The sequence below is a fragment of the Mycobacteriales bacterium genome, from assembly GCA_040902655.1.
In the GTDB taxonomy this organism is placed as follows: domain Bacteria; phylum Actinomycetota; class Actinomycetes; order Mycobacteriales; family SCTD01; genus SCTD01.
This window is the reverse complement of the sequence record JBBDWV010000004.1, coordinates 1-18,728: the sequence shown is the minus strand read 5'-3', so window position 1 is coordinate 18,728 and position 18,728 is coordinate 1. Positions and strand designations below refer to the sequence as shown.

Below are 18,728 nucleotides of genomic sequence, written 5' to 3'. Positions count from 1 at the left end.
CTTGGGTTGCGCGCGGGAACTGCCTACCGTCGCAGCATGACTCTGCATCCCGCTGTGCCCTCCGACGTCGAGGCCGACTCGATCGTGGATCTGGTGCACGACTGCCGCGAGATCAACGATGTGCTCGGCTCGTCCGTACCGACCGAGATCCGCCTCCCGGACGGGCGGGCGATGCCGGTGGAGATCAGCCTCGACGCTGTCGCGACTCTTTCCGGCTACGACGACTACGGCAGCTGACGACGAGGGCAACTGCCCCGGTACGGCCGGCTGACCCGGCACGACGCGCTCGGCAGACGACGGCGGCGCCCGCCCCTCGTAGGGACCGGCGCCGCCGGACGTGCTGTGCCGCGCGGAGGGACGCGTGGAAGGACTAGTGGAAGGACTCGCCGCAGGCGCACGAGCCACCGGCGTTGGGGTTGTCGATCGTGAAGCCCTGCTTCTCGATCGTGTCGACGAAGTCGATCGTCGCGCCGGCCAGGTAGGGAACGCTCATCCGGTCCACGACGACCTTCACGCTGCCGTCGGCGTAGGTCTGCACCGCGTCGCCGTCGAGCGAGCGCTCGTCGAAGAACAGCTGGTAACGCAGGCCCGAACACCCGCCGGGCTGGACGGCGACGCGCAGCGCGAGGTCGTCCCGACCCTCCTGGGCGAGCAGCGCCTTGACCTTCTCGGCGGCGGGGTCGCTGAGCACGACGCCGGCCGGCGTCTCGGTGGCGACGTCAGGAGAAGTGGTCTGCGGGGCGGTCATGGGGGCCTCCGTGGGGGTGTCTTGGGGTGTTCATCCGGCTCAACGCTGGGTCGGGCCGGACCCTTCCACTGTTGCACGAACTGGCCGGGACCACTGCCGCGCGACGCGGGCCGCCAGCGCTGCGAGCTCCTGGGCCGGGTGGTTCAGGGCGGCTTCGACGCCCACGCTCTCGACCAGCGAGTACGTCGCCTCGACGCCCGCTGCGGCCGCCTCGCGTCGGCCCACCCGCACGGCCCCGGCCAGCACCAGGCAGGGCACGGCGTGCTCGGCGGCCAGTGCCGCCACACCCGACACGACCTTGCCGGACAGCGAGGAGAAGTCGAAGGTGCCCTCCCCCGTGACCACCAGGTCGGCCTGCGCCACCCGGTCGGCCAGTCCGACCAGCCCCTGCACCAGCTCGATCCCCGGCTCGCGCCGCGCGCCCAGCGCGAGCAGGGCCGCGCCGAGTCCGCCGGCCGCACCGGCCCCCGGCTGATCGCGCACAGCGACCTCCAGGTACGCCTCCAGGACGTCGGCCCACCGGGTGAGCGCGCCGTCGAGCAGGGCGACGTCGTGCGGGGTGGCCCCCTTCTGCGGGCCGAAGACGTTGCTGGCGCCGCGGAGGCCGAGCAGCGGGCTGTCGACATCACTGGCCGCCACCAGTTCGACAGCGGCCAGCCGCGGGTCGGGTCGGCCGGCCAGCCGGGCGAGCGTTCGCAGGGCGACGCCGCCGGGGCCCAGCCGCTCCCCCTCCGCATCCACCGACGGCACACCGAGGGCGGCCAGCAGCCCGGCGCCGCCGTCGTTGCTGGCGCTGCCGCCGAGCCCGACGACGATCCGCGTCGCGCCGACGTCGAGGGCACGGCTGACGAGTTGGCCGACGCCGTACGTCGTGGTGACTTTCGGGTCGCGCTCGCGCTCGGTCAGCAGATGCAGCCCGCAGGCCATGGCAGCCTCGACGTACGCCGTGCTGCCGTGGAGCAGGACGGCCGCCTCGACCGGCCGGCCGAGCGGGTCCTGCACGGGAGCGGGCTGCAGGACGGCACCGGGGAGCGCGGCGGACAGCACGTCCAGCAGGCCCGGTCCGCCGTCGGACAGCGGCGCCAGGTCGAGGGTGTCGGCGGGCGCGGCGGACGCCCAGCCCTGCGCCAAGGCCGCCGCGGCCTGCCTGGGGCTGAGCGTGCCGCCGAAGCCGTCGGGAGCCAGCAGCACGCGCATCGGGCGGAGTCTTCCACCAAGGAAGGAACACGCCGTGCAAGGCATGTTCTCGTCTGTGCGACACTATCCTGGTCTGCCGGAGGAGGAGTACCCGTGACGACCGACCCCTCGACCTCGATGACGGAACTCGACCTGATGCCGGGGGTGGAGCCGAGCCCGCTGGCCCTGCTGCTGCTCGGCCGACAGCGCGACCCGGCCTCCGAGCGCGGCGTCGACTGCCCCGGCGAGCTGCCGGCGGCCTCGGATCCGACGCTGGTGGAGCGGGCGCGCGCGGCCAAGGATGCACTGGGCGACCGGGTCTTCGTCCTGGGCCACCACTACCAGCGCGACGAGGTGATCGCGTTCGCCGACGTCACCGGCGACAGCTTCAAGCTGGCCGAGCAGGCGGCGGCCCGCCCCGAGGCGGAGTTCGTCGTCTTCTGCGGCGTGCACTTCATGGCCGAGTCGGCCGACATCCTCACCGGACCGGGACAGGCGGTGCTGCTGCCCGACCTCGCCGCCGGCTGCTCGATGGCCGACATGGCCACCTTCGACCAGGTCGAGGAGTGCTGGGACGTGCTGGTCGAGGCCGGCGTCGCGGCGGCGACCGTGCCGGTCAGCTACATGAACAGCAGCGCCGCCATCAAGGGCTTCACCGGCCGGCACGGCGGCACGATCTGCACCTCGTCGAACGCCAAGCGGGCGCTGGACTGGGCCTTCGGCAAAGGGTCCAAGGTGCTCTTCCTGCCCGACCAGCACCTCGGCCGCAACACCGCCGTCCGCGAGCTGGGGATGTCGCCCGAGGACTGCGTCGTCTATGACCCGCACAAGCCCGGGGGCGGCCTGACGGCGCAGCAGCTGCAGGACGCGCGGATGATCCTGTGGAAGGGCCACTGCTCGGTGCACGGCAGGTTCACCGCGGAGTCCGTACGAGAGGTACGCGAGCGGGTGCCCGGCGTCACCGTGCTGGTCCACCCGGAGTGCACGCACGAGGTGGTCGAGGCCGCTGACCTGGTCGGCTCCACCGAGCGGATCATCGCGGTACTCGAGGCCGCGCCCCCCGGCAGCGCGTGGGCCATCGGGACCGAACTCAACCTGGTCCGCCGGCTGGCCCTGGCGCACCAGGACAAGACCGTGGTCTTCCTCGACAAGACAGTCTGCTTCTGCTCGACGATGAACCGAATCGACCTGCCGCACCTGGTCCGGACGCTGGAGGCCCTGGTCGACGGCACCGTTTCGAACCGCGTCACCGTCGAGCCGCAGACGGCCGCCCACGCCAAGGCCGCGCTCGACCAGATGCTCGCGCTGCCATAGGTACTCTTCGGGCCGTGACCACCCCCGCGGGCAAGGGCCGCCCCACGCCCAAGCGCAGCGAGAAGCAGCGCCGTACCGGCCCGGTCGCGCCACCGCCGCAGACCCGCAAGGAGGCGGCGAAGCGCAGGAAAGAGGAGGCCGGCGCGGCCCGCAAGCGCATCCAGGAGGGCGCCGCTCGGGGCGACGAGCGCTACCTCGCGCCGCGCGATGCCGGACCGGTCCGGGCACTGGTGCGGGACACCGTCGACGAGCGGCGCAACGTCGGCGTGCTTCTGCTGCCCCTCGCGCTGGTCCTCATCGTGGCCAACCTCACCGGCAACCCCCGCCTCCAGAGCATCGCGCTGCTGTTCTGGCTCGGCGCCATCCTGGCCATGCTCGCCGACATCGCGGTGACCACCGTCGTGATCCGCAGGCGGGTGCGCCGAGACTTCCCGCAGGAGGTGTCGTGGCGGCACGTCGCGTACGGCCTGCTGCGCTCCACGGTGCTCCGGCGCTTCCGTCTTCCGCTTCCCCGGGTGTCACCCGGGAGCGCCTGAGGGACCTGCCGCACGTCGGTCCCGCCGCGGAAAGTACCGTCGCCGCATGGAGTTCCGGCGCCTCGGGCGCAGCGGCATGAAGGTCAGCGAGATCAGCTACGGCAACTGGCTGACGCACGGTTCACAGGTGGAGGCCGAGCAGGCCACCGCCTGCGTACGGGCGGCGCTGGAGGTCGGCATCACGACCTTCGACACCGCCGACGTCTACGCCGGCACCAAGGCGGAGGCGGTGCTCGGGCAGGCGTTGAAGGGCGAGCGCCGCGAGGGCCTGGAGATCTTCACCAAGGTCTACTGGCCCATCGGGCCCGGCCAGAACGACCGTGGGCTGTCCCGCAAACACATCGTCGAGTCCTGCCACGCCAGCCTGAAGCGGCTGCAGACCGACTATCTCGACCTCTACCAGGCGCACCGGTTCGACTACGAGACGCCGCTCGAGGAGACGCTGCGCGCCTTCGACGACCTGGTGCGGGCCGGCAAGGTCCACTACATCGGCGTCTCGGAGTGGAAGGCGTCCGAGATCGAGGCCGCTCTGGAGATCGCCGAGCAGATGGGCCTGGACCGGATCGTCTCCTCACAGCCGCAGTACTCCATGCTGTGGCGCGTCATCGAGGCCGAGGTCGTGCCGCTGTGCGAGCGGGAGGGCCTCGGCCAGGTCGTCTGGTCACCGATCGCGCAGGGCGTGCTGACCGGCAAGTACCTGCCGGGCCAGCCGCCGCCGGAGGGCTCGCGCGCCACCGACGTCAACGGCGGCGACAAGATGATCAGCCGCTGGCTGCGCGACGACGTGCTCGAGAAGGTGCAGCAGCTCGTGCCGCTGGCCGCCGACGCCGGACTCTCGCTGGCGCAGCTGGCGGTCGCCTGGGTGCTGCAGAACCCGAACGTCAGCTCGGCCATCGTCGGCGCCTCCCGACCTGAGCAGGTCCGCGACAACGCCGCGGCCGCCGGTGTGCAGCTGGATGCGGACCTGCTCGCGCAGATCGACGCCGTGCTCGAGGGGGTCGTCACCACCGACCCGGGCAAGACGGTCAGCCCGGAGCGGCGCCCCTAGCGTCATGCTGAGCGGACCCCTCAGCGCGGGGGCCAGCATGACGCAAGGCGGGGGCGGGGGCGGGGGCGGGGGCGCTCAGCCGGGGGCGTCCAGCCCCATCGGGCCGTAGACCTTCCGGTCACCCTCGAACAGCGACACCTGCGCGACTCCGCCGGCGAGCAGCTCGCGCCAGTTCTCGCCGATCCAGCTCTCCGCGTCGGCCTGGCTCGGGAACGGCTCCGTCTCGGGCGCCGACGCCGCCGGCTCGACGGGCGTGCCGCTGCTGTTCTCGTACCGCCACGTCCAGGTCACGGTCGTCCTCTCGGTCAGGGTGTCGAGGGCCAGCCTCGCAGATGCGGTTGGCTGTCGGCATGCGCCTCCGCATGCTCGGCACCGGCTCCTCCGACGGCTGGCCCAACCCCTGGTGCCGCTGCGCCTCCTGCCGGGCCGCGGCCGGCGCCGGGGTCCTGCGTGGGCAGACCAGTGCGCTGGTGGACGACCGGCTGCTGGTGGAGCTGGGGCACGACGGCGTACGCGCCTGCCTGCGCTCGGGCGTCGACCTCACTGCGGTGGAGGCCGTGCTCGTCACGCACGCGCACCCGGACCACCACGCCGTACCGGCCTGGATGTGGCGCGGCTGGGCCGCGGGCAGACGTCCGCTGACCCTGGTCGGCCCGGCTGCGGTCGTGGCCGCCGCCCGCGAGCGGCTGGACGGCACCGTGACGACGGTCGAGGTGTCGCCGGGTGACCGGCTGACCGTGGCCGGATACACGGTGGTGGTGCTGCCGGCGACGCACGCCGGACCCGAGGCGGGGCCGGCCGTGCTCTACGACCTCACCGGGCCGGACGGCGCCCGGCTGCTGTGGGCCACCGATACCGGCCGGCTGGCCGCGCCGGCGCTCGAGCTGGTGCAGGACCGGGCGTACGACGGCGTGCTGCTCGACCTGACCAGCGCGCACCAGCCGGACCATCACGACCTGACGACCTGGCCCGAGCAGGTGGCGGAGCTGAGACGGCGGGGGGCGGTGGTCGATGCGACGGCGGTACACGCAGTGCACCTGGGCCACGACAACCCGCCGCCGGGCGAACTCGACGCGCTGCTGGCCGGCTGGGGGGCGAGTGCGCCGCGGGACGGCGACGTGCTGCAGGTCGGCGGCGGGAGCGCGACCGCCCCCCGGCCGGTCCGCCGGGTCCTGGTGCTGGGTGGCGCGCGGTCGGGGAAGTCGGCGTGGGCCGAGCGGCGGCTGGCGGCCGAGTCGGGCGTGACCTACGTCGCGACCGCACCGCCGCGGGAGGGCGACGACGAGTGGGCGGCCCGGGTGCAGGCGCACGTGGCCCGCCGCCCACGCTCCTGGACGACGGTGGAGACCGCCGAGCTGACCGGCCCGCTCCGGGCGGCGCAGCAGCCGCTGCTGATCGACGATCTCGGGCTGTGGCTGACCGGCGCGGTGGACGCCGCCGGTGCCTGGGAGGGGCCGCTGGACGCGGTCGACCGTGCCTGTGACGACCTGGTCGCCGCCTGGCGGGACTGCCGCGTCACCGCCGTGCTGGTCGCCCCCGAAGTCGGCTCGGGGGTCGTGCCGGCGACCGCGTCCGGCCGGCGCTTCCGGGACCTACTCGGCGCGCTGACGGCCCGGCTGGCAGCGGCGTCGGACGAGGTCGTGCAGATCGCCGCCGGGCTGCCGCGGCCGCTGCGGTGAAGCGGCTGCGCTGCGCATCGGCCGTGGCACGGGTCCCGCGTGCCTGACGGCCTGCGGCTGGCCCTCACGACGCTCACCGTCGTACCGGTCCGCGGGCCGCAGCGGCTGGACCGCGCGACGGCCGGGCCGGCCATGGCGCTGGCGCCGGTGATCGGCCTCGGCCTCGCGGCCGTCCTGGTCCCGGTGCTGCTGATCGTCGACGTGCTCGGCTCGCCCCTGCTGGCGGCGACGCTGGTGATCGCCCTGCACGCGCTGCTGACCCGGGGCCTGCACCTCGACGGACTGGCCGACCTGGCCGACGGGCTCGGCAGCTACCGGTCGCCCGAGGCGGCCCGCCAGGTCATGAAGGCACCTGATGTGGGGGCGCTCGGACTCGTGGCCGTCGTGCTCGTCCTGCTCGTCCAGGTCGCGGCCCTGGCAGCCTGCCTGGACGCAGGCCACGGCGGGACGGCGCTGCTGGTCGCGCTGGTCACCGCGCGGGTGGCGGTCACCGCCGCCTGCACCACCGGCGTCCCGGCCGCGGCGCAGACGGGTCTGGGCGCGCTGGTGGCGGGCACGGTCGGTCGCGGCACCGCCGCGGCGCTGGCCGTCGCCGCCGCCGCTGTCGGCACCGCGGCGCTCGCGCTCGAGGCCGACGGCCGGGGGGCGCTGCTGCTCCCGGCGGCGGCCGTGCTGGCCGGGCTGGGGGTGGCCCGGCTGCTGCGCCGCCACGCGGTGCGGCGCATCGGCGGCATCACCGGCGACGTCCTGGGCGCGCTGGTCGAGGTGACGACCGGCGCCGTGCTGCTGGTGCTCGCGCTAGGCCGTTGAGCCGGAGTCGGTCGTGTAGCCGACCACGTCCACCAGGACGTGCGGCGAGCCGGAATGGCTGCGGATCCGCACCTGCCCGGACTCCACCGTCACCGCGGACAGGACCAGGTTCGGGACGGTCTGCCCGGCCACGTAGTTGACGTTGCTGGCCTCCGGCGCGGCGGCGTCGGCCCGGTACACCGTCAGGTGCCCGGGCCCGACGGCGCCGACCGCGGTCACGTTGAGCAGGACGGACGTCACCCCGACCCCCGGCAGCTGTCCGCGCCCCGCCACACTCAGCACCCGCGACTCACCCGGCGCCAGCCGGCCGCCAGCGCTCCGGGTGTCCAGCAGCCGTTCGGGCTCCACCGGGACGAGCCGGCCGCGGGGCTGCCCGCCGTACCAGCCGACGACGTCGACGACGACGTGCGGAGAGCCGCCGGAGGCCCGTAGCTGCACCTCGCCGCCGGGACCGACGCCGACGAGGACGAGATTCGGAACGGTGGCCCCGCGCACGAAGTTCAGGCTGCTGGCGTCCGGCACCGGCTGACCACCCGGGAACGCCGTGAGGTGGCCCGGCCCGGTGGGGCTCACGGCCGTGACGTTCAGGACGGCCGCGGTGACGCCGTCGGAGGGCAGCCCGCCACGGCCGGCGACCTGCAGCCGGATCGGCAGCCCGGACGCCAGCCGGCCGGAGGTGCCGCCCAGACCGGTGCGGGTGTCGAGCAGCCGGGAGGGGGTGACGGCGGTCGACCGGCTGCCGCCCAGCGTGTCGCTGTAGTAGCCGACGACGTCGGCGATGACGAACGGCCGGCCACCGCTGCTCACGATCGCCACGCGTCCCCGGTCGTCCACGCCGGTGACCACCATGTTGGCCACCGTCTGCCCACGGACGTAGTTGAGGTTGCTGGCGACCGGCACCGCACTGCCGGCCGGGTAGACGGTCAGATGCCCCGGCCCCTCCGGCCCGGTGACCGTGACGTTCAGCGCGACGGCCGTCACGCCGCTCGGCGGCACTCCACCGCGGCCGGCGACGTCGAGCCGGACGGGTGAGTTCGGGGCGAGCCGCCCGGACACGCCGCCGGTGCCGTCCCGGCTGTCCAGCACGCGGGACGGCTCCACCGGGGTGAACCTGCCCTGCACGTCCTCCACCGCTGCAGGCGGCGCAGGCGGTGCCTGCGACGGGGACGGGGACGGGGAGGGCGACGGCGACGGCGACGAGGACGGGGTCGAGCTGTCGATCGCAGGATTGGTGAACAGCAGGTCGGCGCTGGCGCTCTGCGCGTCACGCACGACGCCCCGGGTCGCCTGGTCACGCAGCGCGGCGGCCACGGCTGCCGGGCTCGCGGAGGGACTCGCCTCGAGCACCAGGGCAGCGGCGCCCGCGACGTGCGGCGCGGCCATGGACGTGCCGGAGGAGACGATGGCCGCGGTGTCGCTCAGGTGACCGGCCGAGGTGATGCCGACGCCGGGGGCGAACAGGTCCAGGCAGGCGCCCTTGTTGGAGAACGACGCGCGCTGGTCGGTCGCGGGATCGGTCGCACCGACCGTCAGCGCCTCGGCCACCCGCGCGGGTGAGATGGTGCAGGCGTCGGTGTTGCTGTTGCCGGCGGCGACCGCGACGGTGACGCCGTCGGCGACGACGCCGCGCACCGCCTCGTCGACGGTGATGCTGGTGGTCGACCCGCCCAGGCTCAGCACGGCGACTGCGGGGCTGCCGGCGACGTGGTCGCGCACGACGAAGTCGAGGCCGGCGATGAGCCCGGCGCCGGTGCCCGAGCCGTCGCAGCCGAGGACCCGCACCGCCGACAGGGAGACAGACTTGGCCACGCCGAAGCGCGTGCCGCCGACGGTTCCGGCGACGTGCGTCCCGTGACCGTTGCAGTCGTCGGCACTGCCCAGCAGCGTCACGGCATCGAAGCCGGTCCGCGCCCGGCCACCGAAGTCGGTGTGACTGCGCCGGATCCCGGTGTCCACGACGTACGCCGTGACACCCGCGCCCGTCCTGGTGAAGGCGTAGGAGCTGTCCAGGGGCAGGCCGCGCTGGTCGACCCGGTCCAGGCCTGTCGGGGGTGCCGGCTGCAGCACGGAGGCGCGCAGGGTCACGTCGGGCTCGACCCGCAGCACACCGGGTGCGCGCTGCAGCGCCGGGACCGCGGCGGCCGGCACCGTGGCGCCGTATCCCTTCAGCACCGTCGACCAGAGGGGACCCAGACGGCCTCCCGCGGGCAGCGTGGCCCGCGCGGCGGCAGCCACGTCCGGAACGCGCTCGTCCAGCGTGACCAGGACCGCGACGTCTCCGCCGGGGACGGCGGCCGGCGCGGCTTCACGTCCCGTGGCGGCGACGGCCGTGGAGGTCAGCAGGACGATGGCCGCGACAGCGGGGACGAGTCGGCGCACGGACACTCCTTGTCAGGACACGAACACGCGCCGTAAGCACGCAGACACCCAGCGTAGGTCCTGCCGCGCCGTCCCGCTTCCCGAACGGGCCGACCGATCAGGCGCCCGGCACCCTCGGCATGCGTTCACCGGACCCGGGACGGCACGAACGGCGGCTTCACGACCTGCATCCTCGAGGTCCGGCCGCGGACGTCGACGGTGAGCTCATCGCCCTCGGCGGCGTCCCGGGACAGCAGCGCGAGCCCGATGCCCAGGCGCCGGGTGGGCGAGAAGGTCCCGCTGGTGACCGTGCCGACAGGGGCGCCGTCCCGCAGCACCCTCATCCCTGCGCGGGGGATGCCGCGGTCGAGCGACTCGAGGCCCCACAGCAGCCGGGCCGCTCCTTGCTCCTTCTCCCGCAGGAGGACCGCACGCCCCCAGAAGCGCTCCTTGTCCCACCCGACCGCCCACGTCGCCCGCGCCTGCACCGGGGTGATCTCGAGCGACAGGTCCTGGCCGTGCAGCGGATAGCCCATCTCGGTCCGCAGCGTGTCGCGCGCGCCGAGGCCGCACGGCAGCACGCCCAACCCCCCGCCCTGCTCCAGCAGCGCGTCCCAGAGGGCGCCCGCGCCGTCCCAACGCGGCAGCAGTTCGTAGCCCAGCTCACCGGTGTAGCCGGTGCGGCAGACGACCACCGGCAGGCCCCTCCACTCCGCGGTCGTGAACGACATGTACGCCCCGCCGGTCGGCAGGCCGAGCAGCTCGAGCAGCTCTCCACTGCGCGGGCCCTGCACGGCGAGGACCGCGAAGCTGCGGTGCAGGTCCTGGACGTCGACACCGGCCGGTGCGTCCGCCTTCAGCCGTCCGACGACCGAGCTGGAGTTGGCCGCGTTGGGGATGAGGAAGACCTCGGTCTCGCTCCACACGTAGGTGATCAGGTCGTCCAGCACGCCTCCGGATGCGTCGTCGCAGCACAGCGTGTACTGCGCCCGGCCGAGGCCGATCCTGCGCAGGTCGTTCGTGAGCCGGTCGTTGACGAAGTCGATCGCTCCCGCGCCCCGCACGACGCCCTTGCCGAGGTGGCTGACGTCGAAGACGCCGACGGCCTCCCGTACCGCCTTGTGCTCCTTCAACACCCCGCCCCCGGGATATTCGATCGGCATCTCCCACCCGCCGAAGTCGGCCAACTTGGCGCGCAGGGCGACGTGGCGGTCGTGCAGCGGGCCCTGCTGGAGATCGGTCACAGCAGCGGAACCTACTTCGTACGGCGGAGCAGAGCGGGCGCGAGCCGCTCGAGATCGGCTGCCGTCACCCAGGCGGCGGTCGACACCCGCAGGACCGGAGCGTCGAGGTCGGCCGACCGGCCGGCCGGGACGGCCGAGGTGACCCAGCCGTCCTCGAGCAGCCCGGCGCGGGTGGCGAACGGATCGCCGCCGACCAGCGTCGTGATGCCGGTCGGCTCCCCGACCGGCTCGCGCACCTGCCAGCCGGCGACACCGTGCAGCAGCTCCCGCGCCTGCGCCGCCCGCCGGTGGATCTCGGGCAGCAGCGTCGGCGTCCACTGCCCGGCAGCGACGGCGAGCCCCACCCGGCCGGCGATGTGCGCCTCCTGCGTCTCCCACCGCTGCATGCCGGTGCAGTGTGTGGGAGCCAGGGTCGGCGGCTCCTCGAGGGCCGCCTGCACGAGTGGATCCACGATCGCGAAGCCGACACCCCGGGGCCCGCAGAGCCACTTGCGGCTCGTCCCGACGTAGGCCGCGCAGCCGTGCGGCACCGGGACCTGGCCGAGCGACTGTGCGATGTCGAGCAGCAGTGGGACCCCCGTGGCGAAGACGTCCTCGACCGGCTGGACGATCCCACGCTGGCTGGCCACGTGCGGGAAGGCCGCCAGGTCCAGGTCACCGGGCACGCCGGTGATCCGACCCAGGTCGTCCACGGGCAGCGGGACCAGCCGCCAGCTGCGTTCGCGCGCCAGCCGGTCGAGCACGCGGGCGTTGGCGCCGTACTCGCTCGGGACGATTCCGATCCGCGCACCGCGGGGCAGCGGCCAGGCCGCGAGCAGGGTCGCGAAGGCCGTGCCCGCCCCGTCGAGGAAGCAGACGTCCCCGGCGTCCAGCCCGACCAGGGCGGCGAGCGCGGTCCGTCCCGCCTCGACGGCCGGCACCGCCTGCTCGTGAGCGACGTACGCCCCGAGGGCCGCCTCCCGGTGCAGGTGGGCGATCTCGGCCTCGAGCACCTCGCGCGACGGACGTCCGGCGCCGGCGACGTCGAGATGGACGACCTGGGTCGGGTGGCGGGCAGCCACCCACTCCTCGACGGCCATCAGCACAGTCTGGCGGACCGTCGCGAAGCGGGCACGGGACGCCTCTGCCGACCGCCCGTTCTCACACCTTCGTCGACAGGCTGACCCCGAAGTCCTCCGCCGGATCGGTCCACCAGCGTTGCAGCTCCAGCCCGGCGGCCGCGACCTCGTCCCGCACCCGGGACTCGCGGAACTTCGCGCTGATCTCGGTACGCACCTGCTCCCCCTCCGAGAACGGCACCTCCAGGTCGAGCGCCCGCAGCCGCACCGTCTGCGCCCGCACCGACTGCAGCCGCATCTCGATCCACTGGTCGTCGGCGTTCCAGGCCGCGACATGTACGAAGGCGTCCACGTCGGCGTCGCCGTCCAGCTCACGGTTCACGACGCGCAGCACGTTCTTGTTGAAGTCGGCCGTCACGCCGGCGGAGTCGTCGTACGCCGCCTGCAGGCGGGCCGGGTCCTTGACCAGGTCGGTGCCCAGCAGCAGCGTGTCGCCGGCACGCATCCCGTCGGCCAATCCCGACAGGAAGGACCTCCGCTCCTCCGGCAGCAGGTTGCCGATGGTCCCGCCGAGAAAGGCGATCAGGCGTCGCCCGCCGGTGGGGAGCAGTGGCAGGTGGTGCTCGAAGTCGCCGACGACCGCATGCACCTCGACCCCGGGGTACTCCTCCTCGACCGACTTGCTCGCCATGGTCAACACCGACTCGTCGACGTCGAAGGGCACGAAGCGGCGCAGCGTCCCGCCCTCGCGCAGCGCGTCGAGCAGCAGCCGGGTCTTCTCCGACGTGCCGCTGCCGAGCTCGATGAGCGTGTCGGCCCCCGATACGGCGGCGATCTCCGCGGCACGGGCCGTGAGGATCGACCGTTCGCGGCGCGTCGGGTAGTACTCCGGCAGCCGGGTGATCTCGTCGAACAGCACCGACCCGTGCGCGTCGTAGAACCACTTGGGCGGAAGGGTCTTGGGCGACGCGGTGAGCCCGCTGCGCACGTCGGTCTCGAGGGCCCGGCGCATGGCGTCGGGGGCGAGGTGCCGGTCGAGTCTCACGAACTGCCTTCCTGCAGTGGGGTGACGGCGACGCCGTCCGCGGTGAGCACGAGCAGGGACCGGTCCGGGACCTCGGTCCAGCCCTCCTCGTCGTCGGAGGGCTCGGAGGCGGCGACCGCTCCCCCGGCGCCGGCCCGCCAGAACAGGGTGTCGCCCCAGGCGGTGCCGGCGATGGACCGGCCGTCCGTCGCGAGCAGGTTGAGGCGGGTCCTGGGGGCCAGCCCGGCGACGTCCCGCACGGCGGAGGCGAGCGCGTACGGCAGACCCTGGTCCGAGCGCAGGCCGACCAGGGCGGCGAGGAAGGCGCTGTCCACCGTCGAGCCGATCGCGGCCAACGCGGCGGAGGGGACCATCGGGGCGATCACGTCGCAGGGCACCGCACCGTTGTGCGACAGCAGCACGCCGCCGGGCAGCAGGAACGGCGCGCACGCCTCCTCACCGCCCGGACCGCCCACGGTCGCCGAGCGCACCGCCGCCAGCCCGCACCCGGAGCGCACGACACCGGCCAGCGAGGCGAACGACGGATCGGCCCAGATCGGTACGGCCCGCCGGTAACGCGCCGGCTCGGCCCGCTCCGGGGAGTACCACCCGAGACCGAAACCGTCGGCGTTGACGGTGCCGAACCGCTGACGGCGCGGCTCCCACGACTGGCGCAGCAGCCCGTGCGGCGGGTCGACGAGCAGCTCCTGCAGGGTGCGGGGCCGGCCGATCCAGGCGGTGTGCCTACACATCGCGAGCGGTCCGGAAGCCGCTGAAGATCTGCCGGCGCACGGGCAGGTCCCAGTTGCGGAAGGTGCTGCGCACGGCAGTCGGGTGCGTCGCCCACGAGCCGCCCCGCAACACCCGGAAGTCGCCGCCGTAGAAGACCTCGGAGTACTCGCGGTACGGGAAGGCGCGGGTGCCCGGGTAGGGCTCGAAGCCGCTGGCCGTCCACTCCCAGACGTCACCGACCAGCTGCTCCACGCCGTACGCCGAGGCGCCGGCGGGGTAGCCGCCCACCGGCGCGGGGCGGGTCGCGCGCTGGGCGAGGTTGGCGAGCTCGGGTGTCGGGTCGGCGTCGCCCCACGGGTAGCGGCGCAGGCGGCCGGCCACCGGATCCCAGCCGCAGGCCTTCTCCCACTCCGCCTCCGTCGGCAGCCGCCGGCCGGCCCACCTCGCGTACGCGTCCGCCTCGTACCAGCACACGTGCTCCACCGGCAGGTCCGGCTCGACGGGAACCGTGTCGCCGAAGCGGGCACAGGTCCACCAGCCGGCGCCATCCGGCTGCCAGGTCATCGGCGCGCTGCGGTCCGAGCTCTGCAGGTGCTCCCAGCCGCGGTCGGTCCACAGCCGGGCGTCGCGGTAGCCGCCGGCCTCGACGAAGGCGGCGTACATCGCGTTGGTGACCGGCACCCGGTCGATGTGGAAGGACGGCAGCCGGACGCGGTGTGCGGGGCGCTCGTTGTCGAGTGCCCACGGGTCGCCCGCCGCTCCCTGCAGTGATTCGCCGCAAGGGACGAGAACGTCGTCGTGCGGCGGCAGCGGCCGTCCCGCCGGCAACGGCGCGTCCGGCGGCAGCGTGCGAGGGCCATCCCGCAGTTGCAGCGTCGCCAGGATCGTCTCGTCGTGCATGTGCTCGTGCTGCACAACCATGGCGAAGACGAAGCCGTCCTGCACCAGCGGCCGGCCCGCCGGCCCCATCTCCTCGGGCGTCAGCCGGTGCAGGACGTCGAGGACGTGGCTGCGTACTCCGGACAGGTAGGCGCGCGTGTCGGCCGGGCCGAGAATCGGCAGGTTCGGCCGCTGCGAACGCGGATGCTCGAAGGCGTCGTAGAGACGGTCGATCTCCGGCCGCAGCGGCGCGACGCCGGCGACCTCCCGCAGCAGCCAGAGCTCCTCGTAGTTGCCGATGTGGGCGAGGTCCCACACCAGCGGTGACATCAGCGGCGAGACCTGTCGGGTGAGGTCGGGCTCGTCGAGCGGCTCCAGCAGTGCGAGCGAGCGCTCGCGGCCGGCCGCCAGCTCGCGGACCAGCCGGTCCTGGGCGAGCGCCGTCATGCGGCCACGCCGAGCGGCTCGGTCAGCAGCGCCGCGACCGGCAGGCCGCCGGACACCGCGTCCAGCAGATCGTCGGCCGGGCAGCGCCCGCGCCGGGTGAAGTGCTCGGCGTACGAGGACACCGCGGCGGCCAGCGCCGTCGCGCCGGTGCGGGTCAGCGCCTCGATGGCGGCGTCCAGGCAGCCCGTGGCCGCGCGGCGCAGGCCGTCGTCGGCCACGGCCAGCCGCGCGGCGTCGCGCCAGCGACCTTCGACGGGAGCGCAGGCAGCGCGCGCGGCGTCGGCCGCACGGTCGTCGTCGAGCAGCACGGCGGCGACCGCGACACACACCGGCCACAGCGGGTCGGGGAGCATGTCGAGGTAGCGCAGTTCCAGCCAGCCCCGCAGGCGCACCGGCGGGAACAGCGTCGTCAGGTGGTAGTGCAAGTCGTCCAGTGTCGGGGCGCCGTCGGTCATCCAGTCGGCGAAGGTCACCCCGCACGGCGCCGGCCGGCAGACGCCCTCGGGATCCCGGACCGTCATCAGGTCCGCCGACAGCGCCAGATCTGCGAGCGCCTCCACCGGGCCGTGCTCCCGGGCGGGCGGGCGGGTGCGACCCGGGTCGAGGTCCCCCCAGATGCGCTGCCGGGTGGAGCGCCAGCCGGTCGGCGCGCCGGCCAGCAGCGGCGAGCAGGCGAAGGCGGCCACCAGTGCCGGCCCGAGGGCGTGCGCCCGCTGCCAACGCTCGGTCACCGACTGCACGCCGCCGGTACGGGTGCCGGCATCCAGCGAGACCTGCACTGCTGCGGTGGAGCACATCATCGCGGGGCCGGCCGCCGCCGACGGCGTCCCACAGGCGGCGAAATAGGCCTCCATGCAGTCATAGCGCGGCGTGCGCAGCAGCCGGACCGGCGGTCGCAGCGGGTCGGCGCCCAGCCCCGCCAGGGCGAGCCCGTCTCCGTCGAGCGCGCCGCGGACGACGGTGAGATCCGCGGACAGCGCTGCCACGGAGTCAGCAGGGCCGCTCGCGGGCGCGGAGGAGAGCTCGACCTGTCCACCAGGCTCGCTCGTGACCAGACTGCCGCCCGGCAACCGTCCGGCGTCGCGCAGCAGCGCCCCGACCCGGGCGAGGTCAGGGCGCTCGAGCGGCGTGGTCCGGTCGACGCAGAGCAGCTCCAGCTCGGCGCCGACGGTGCCAGGGGCGCCGTAGCGGACCGCGGCATCCAGGCAGCTCGCGACGTCGTCGCGGGTGCGGACGCGCGGCGACGGCCGGCGGCTCACACACATCGGATGCGGCTGCTCTGGTGGGTCGGCCGGCCGCGGCGGCGCCGGCGGGCCGATCGGGGACCGACGGGTTCCGACACGGGCTGTGCTCCTGTCTGTCTGTCTGTCTGACGTGCGTTCGCTCGACCCTTGCCCACGGATGGCGCAGCCACAACTGCAGGACCGGGCCTGGCGGCCCCGCACTAGGCTGCACCGCCGTGACCTCCCTCTCCCTGTCCAGCTCACCGGTCGCGGCCGCGAAGGTCGACGCGATCGTCGTCGGAGTCGTCAAAGGCCCGAAGGGGCTGGTGCTGGCGCCCGGTGCCGACAGCGTCGCGGCCGCCCTCGGCAAGGGTCTGCTGCCGGCGTTGACGGGGCTGGGGGCCACGGGCCGGCCCGAGGAGGTCACCCGGCTCGCGACTCTCGGCGCGACGACGGCCCCGGTCGTGGTCGCCGTCGGCCTGGGTGACCTGCCGCCCAAGGGCACGGCCTATGCCGGTGAGGGCTTGCGCCGCGCGGCGGGCGCCGCCGTGCGCGCGCTGGCCGGCTCCGGCAAGGTGGCCCTCACGCTCGGCGCCGTCGGCCCCGAAATCGCCGAGCAGGTACGCGCCGTCGGTGAAGGGGCGCTGCTCGGCGCCTACGCCTTCTCCCGCTACCGCACCTCCGACGTGAAGGAGCGCAAGGAACCGGTGCGCGACCTGGTGCTGGTCGTGCCCGATGCCAAGGACAAGGCCGTCCGCGCAGCGGTCACCCGGGCGGAGGTCGTCGTGCGTGGGGTGCGGCTGGCGCGGGACCTGGTCAACACGCCACCCAACGACCTGCATCCGGCCGAGCTCGCGGACCTGGCGCGGACCCATGCAGGCGGGGCCGGTGTCGACGTCGAGGTGTTCGAGGGCAAGGCGCTCGCGAAGGGCGGCTTCGGCGGCATCATCGGTGTGGGTCAGGGGTCGGCGAACGGCCCGCGCCTGGTGCACCTGTCGTACAAGGGCGGCGGCGGTGGCTCGAAGCAGAAGGTGGCGCTGGTCGGCAAGGGCGTCACCTTCGACTCCGGCGGCCTGTCGCTCAAGCCGGCCGCATCGATGGAGGAGATGAAGAGCGACATGGGCGGCGCCGCGGCGGTCATCGCGACCATGGCCGCGGTCGCCGAGCTGGCACTGCCGATCGACGTCGAGGCGTGGGTGCCGATGGCGGAGAACATGCCGAGCGGCACTGCCATCCGTCCCTCGGACGTCCTCACCTTCCGCAACGGAATGACCGTGGAGGTCAACAACACCGACGCCGAGGGCCGGCTGATCCTGGCGGACGCGATCGCCCGCGCCTGCGAGGACGGTCCCGACGTCGTGCTCGACGCCGCGACGCTCACCGGCGCCCAGCTGGTCGCCCTCGGTGCGCGCACCACCGCGGTCATGGGCAACGACGACGGGCTGCGCGCGGCGGTCGTCGACGCGGCCGGTCGCGCGGGCGAACCGTCCTGGCCGATGCCGCTGCCCGCGGAGCTGCGCAAGGGGCTGGACTCGGAGATCGCCGACCTCGTCAACACCGGGCCGCGGGAGGGAGGCATGCTCACCGCCGGGCTCTTCCTGAAGGAGTTCGTGACCGACGGCGTGCGCTGGGCCCACCTGGACATCGCCGGGCCGGCCTACAACTCCGGCGAGGCCTACGGCTACACGCCGCACGGCGGCACCGGCGCGGCCGTGCGCACCTTCGTGCAGGTGCTCGAGGACCTGGCAACAGCCGCGGTGTAACGCCGGCGGTCCTCCTGCCGATGTACAGGGAACAGATGTTTCCCAGCGCACCGGAGGATGACGTGCTCGACCCCCTGAAGACCTTGCTCGCCGCCAAGGCGAAGGCCGTCGGCCTCGTCGCCGGAACGGCGCTCGCGACCTCTGCCCTCGTCGGCGGCGGCGCGGTCGCGTTCAACGCCGTCAGTGCCGACACCGCGCTGGAGGACGGCGCCGTCGTCTCCGAGAGCGCCACCCCCACCGTCGGGATCGGCACCGGCAGCGGACAGGGCGCCGAGCAGCGCAGCGACACGGCCACGGCCGTGCTGACCGGCAAGACGCCGGTCCCGACCGTGACCTTCACCTGCGACCCCACCAGCAACCACGGCCAGAACGTCTCGGCGTACGCCCGCTCGCTCCCCAAGGGCCCGGGTCGCGGCCAGCAGGTCTCCGCGGCCGCCCGGAGCGACTGCGGCAAGACGGCAGCGGAGACCGAGGAGCTCGAGGCTGAAGAGCTCGAGGCCGCGAACGTCGAGGAGGCCGAGGCGGAGAAGGCCGCCAAGCCCGAGAAGCCGGCCAAGCCCGAGAAGCCGGCCAAGCCCGAGAAGCCGGCCAAGACTGACAAGCCGGCCAAGACTGACAAGCCGGCCAAGGCAGACAAGCCGGAGGGCAAGGGCAAGCCGGAGGGCAAGGGCAAGCCGGAGGGCAAGGGC

The 18,728-nt window shown here is 74.1% G+C and carries 18 protein-coding genes; 8 read left to right on the top strand and 10 right to left on the bottom strand.

Annotated features, from left to right (window positions below; all coding sequences use genetic code 11):
• Nucleotides 1–36 precede the first annotated feature (36 nt).
• Nucleotides 37–237, top strand: coding sequence for a hypothetical protein (locus tag WD794_01010; GenBank protein ID MEX2288890.1), 201 nt, complete (start codon nt 37–39; stop codon nt 235–237).
• Between the two features lie 133 nt (nt 238–370).
• Here the strand turns inward: WD794_01010 and WD794_01005 are convergent, their stop codons facing one another.
• Nucleotides 371–748 (bottom strand): iron-sulfur cluster assembly accessory protein, encoded by a 378-nt coding sequence (locus tag WD794_01005; protein ID MEX2288889.1) that lies wholly within the window; start codon nt 746–748, stop codon nt 371–373.
• A gap of 39 nt (nt 749–787) precedes the next feature.
• Nucleotides 788–1,945 carry a glycerate kinase gene (locus WD794_01000; GenBank protein MEX2288888.1) on the bottom strand — a complete coding sequence of 386 codons (1,158 nt, stop codon included), beginning with the start codon at nt 1,943–1,945 and terminating at the stop codon, nt 788–790.
• Nucleotides 1,946–2,038: 93 nt separating this feature from the next.
• Between WD794_01000 and nadA the strand changes: the two genes are divergently transcribed.
• Genes nadA through WD794_00985 form a run of 3 tightly spaced genes read left to right on the top strand, consistent with a single transcriptional unit; the run spans nt 2,039 to nt 4,822 of the window.
• Complete coding sequence (gene nadA / locus WD794_00995) at nt 2,039–3,238, top strand: quinolinate synthase NadA (GenBank protein MEX2288887.1); 1,200 nt, start codon at nt 2,039–2,041, stop codon at nt 3,236–3,238.
• Between the two features lie 14 nt (nt 3,239–3,252).
• Entirely contained in the window at nt 3,253–3,774 is a 522-nt protein-coding gene (locus WD794_00990; protein MEX2288886.1) for a DUF3043 domain-containing protein, read from the top strand.
• A 46-nt stretch (nt 3,775–3,820) separates the two neighbouring features.
• Complete coding sequence (locus tag WD794_00985; GenBank protein MEX2288885.1) at nt 3,821–4,822, top strand: aldo/keto reductase family protein; 1,002 nt, start codon at nt 3,821–3,823, stop codon at nt 4,820–4,822.
• A gap of 75 nt (nt 4,823–4,897) precedes the next feature.
• Here the strand turns inward: WD794_00985 and WD794_00980 are convergent, their stop codons facing one another.
• Nucleotides 4,898–5,113, bottom strand: coding sequence for a hypothetical protein (locus WD794_00980; protein MEX2288884.1), 216 nt, complete (start codon nt 5,111–5,113; stop codon nt 4,898–4,900).
• A 59-nt stretch (nt 5,114–5,172) separates the two neighbouring features.
• Between WD794_00980 and WD794_00975 the strand changes: the two genes are divergently transcribed.
• Both WD794_00975 and WD794_00970 read left to right on the top strand, forming a co-directional pair.
• Entirely contained in the window at nt 5,173–6,501 is a 1,329-nt protein-coding gene (locus WD794_00975) for a bifunctional adenosylcobinamide kinase/adenosylcobinamide-phosphate guanylyltransferase (protein ID MEX2288883.1), read from the top strand.
• Nucleotides 6,502–6,540: 39 nt separating this feature from the next.
• A complete protein-coding gene (locus tag WD794_00970; protein MEX2288882.1) occupies nt 6,541–7,311 on the top strand; it encodes an adenosylcobinamide-GDP ribazoletransferase in 771 nt (256 codons plus the stop codon).
• On the opposite strand, the gene WD794_00965 is transcribed toward WD794_00970, so the two are convergent.
• The 7 genes from WD794_00965 to egtA form a co-directional block, all read right to left on the bottom strand.
• Nucleotides 7,300–9,690, bottom strand: a complete 2,391-nt coding sequence (locus WD794_00965; GenBank protein ID MEX2288881.1) for a S8 family peptidase — start codon at nt 9,688–9,690, stop codon at nt 7,300–7,302. The two genes, WD794_00970 and WD794_00965, sit on opposite strands and share 12 nt — an antisense overlap.
• A 125-nt stretch (nt 9,691–9,815) precedes the next feature.
• Entirely contained in the window at nt 9,816–10,913 is a 1,098-nt protein-coding gene (gene gcvT, locus WD794_00960) for a glycine cleavage system aminomethyltransferase GcvT (GenBank protein MEX2288880.1), read from the bottom strand.
• Nucleotides 10,914–10,924: 11 nt separating this feature from the next.
• Entirely contained in the window at nt 10,925–11,992 is a 1,068-nt protein-coding gene (locus tag WD794_00955; protein ID MEX2288879.1) for an aminotransferase class V-fold PLP-dependent enzyme, read from the bottom strand.
• Between the two features lie 61 nt (nt 11,993–12,053).
• The gene (egtD, locus tag WD794_00950) at nt 12,054–12,983 is read right to left on the bottom strand and encodes an L-histidine N(alpha)-methyltransferase (GenBank protein MEX2288878.1); all 930 of its coding nucleotides are present in this window, start codon (nt 12,981–12,983) and stop codon (nt 12,054–12,056) included.
• Between the two features lie 29 nt (nt 12,984–13,012).
• A complete protein-coding gene (gene egtC, locus WD794_00945) occupies nt 13,013–13,747 on the bottom strand; it encodes an ergothioneine biosynthesis protein EgtC (protein ID MEX2288877.1) in 735 nt (244 codons plus the stop codon).
• Nucleotides 13,740–15,053 (bottom strand): ergothioneine biosynthesis protein EgtB, encoded by a 1,314-nt coding sequence (egtB, locus tag WD794_00940; protein MEX2288876.1) that lies wholly within the window; start codon nt 15,051–15,053, stop codon nt 13,740–13,742. The genes egtC and egtB overlap by 8 nt, the downstream gene beginning before the upstream one ends.
• Nucleotides 15,050–16,312, bottom strand: a complete 1,263-nt coding sequence (gene egtA / locus WD794_00935) for an ergothioneine biosynthesis glutamate--cysteine ligase EgtA (GenBank protein ID MEX2288875.1) — start codon at nt 16,310–16,312, stop codon at nt 15,050–15,052. Before egtA ends, egtB begins: the two co-directional genes overlap by 4 nt.
• 200 nt (nt 16,313–16,512) lie before the next feature.
• On the opposite strand from egtA, the gene WD794_00930 reads away from it, so the two are divergent.
• Together WD794_00930 and WD794_00925 are read left to right on the top strand one after the other, a co-directional pair.
• On the top strand, nt 16,513–18,039 hold the full coding sequence (locus WD794_00930) for a leucyl aminopeptidase (protein MEX2288874.1): 1,527 nt from the start codon (nt 16,513–16,515) through the stop codon (nt 18,037–18,039).
• Nucleotides 18,040–18,101: 62 nt separating this feature from the next.
• The coding region (locus tag WD794_00925) for a hypothetical protein (protein MEX2288873.1) at nt 18,102–18,728 on the top strand (627 nt) is incomplete at its 3' end.